At 37.6% G+C, this 795-nt stretch carries 1 protein-coding gene; it reads left to right on the top strand.

Going from position 1 to position 795, the window contains the following annotated elements:
• Nucleotides 1–54: 54 nt before the first annotated feature.
• A partial coding sequence (locus PV763_RS17705; protein WP_079265016.1) for an IS30-like element ISAba125 family transposase occupies nucleotides 55–795 on the top strand: 741 nt, incomplete at its 3' end.

Here is a 795-nt window from a genome sequence, read left to right as displayed (position 1 = left end):
GGCAGAGTAAAACTTGAAGTGCGACATAAACCACCTAATTAATTTAAAGGGTTTATGGAGTATATAAAATTGTCATACCATCATCTTAACTTTGAAGATCGTACTGCATTAATGCTTGAGTCAAGAAAAGAAGGCTTTTCAGCCAGAAAATTTGCTGAACTCATTAAAAGACATCCTAGTACGATCTATCGTGAGCTTAAAAGAAATAGCATCAATGACGTTTATCAAGCTCGATATGCTTCTGATAACACCTTCGCTAGACGTAGACGTGGTCACAGAAAACTCAAAATCGATTCAATCCTCTGGAAATTTATTGTTGAAGCGATCCGTTGTTTATGGTCTCCTCAGCAAATAGCAAAGCGTTTAAAGACATTTCCTGATTTGGATCAAACAATGAATGTAAGCCATACAACGATTTATTCAACGATACGAGCATTACCCAAGGGTGAGTTGAAAAAAGACTTATTATCCTGTCTGCGTCATGAAAATAAAAAGCGAAAAGCTAACGGTGAACCTAAAAAAGATTCTATATTACAGGATATTAAAACTATTCATGAGCGCCCAGCCGAAGTTCAAGAAAGAAAAATACCGGGTCATTGGGAAGCTGATTTAATTAAAGGTAAAGACAATAAAAGTTCGATAGCAACACTTATTGAACGAAATACACGGCTCTGTATCTTGGCAACATTACCTGATGCAAAGGCAGAATCAGTGCGCAAGGCTTTAACTGAAGCTCTGAAATATTTACCTGCAGAACTGCGTAAAACGTTGACCTATGACCGTGGACGCGAGATG

This window comes from Acinetobacter sp. AS5 (genome assembly GCF_048957595.1).
GTDB lineage: Bacteria > Pseudomonadota > Gammaproteobacteria > Pseudomonadales > Moraxellaceae > Acinetobacter.
This window is presented reverse-complemented; position numbering and strand designations above follow the sequence as displayed.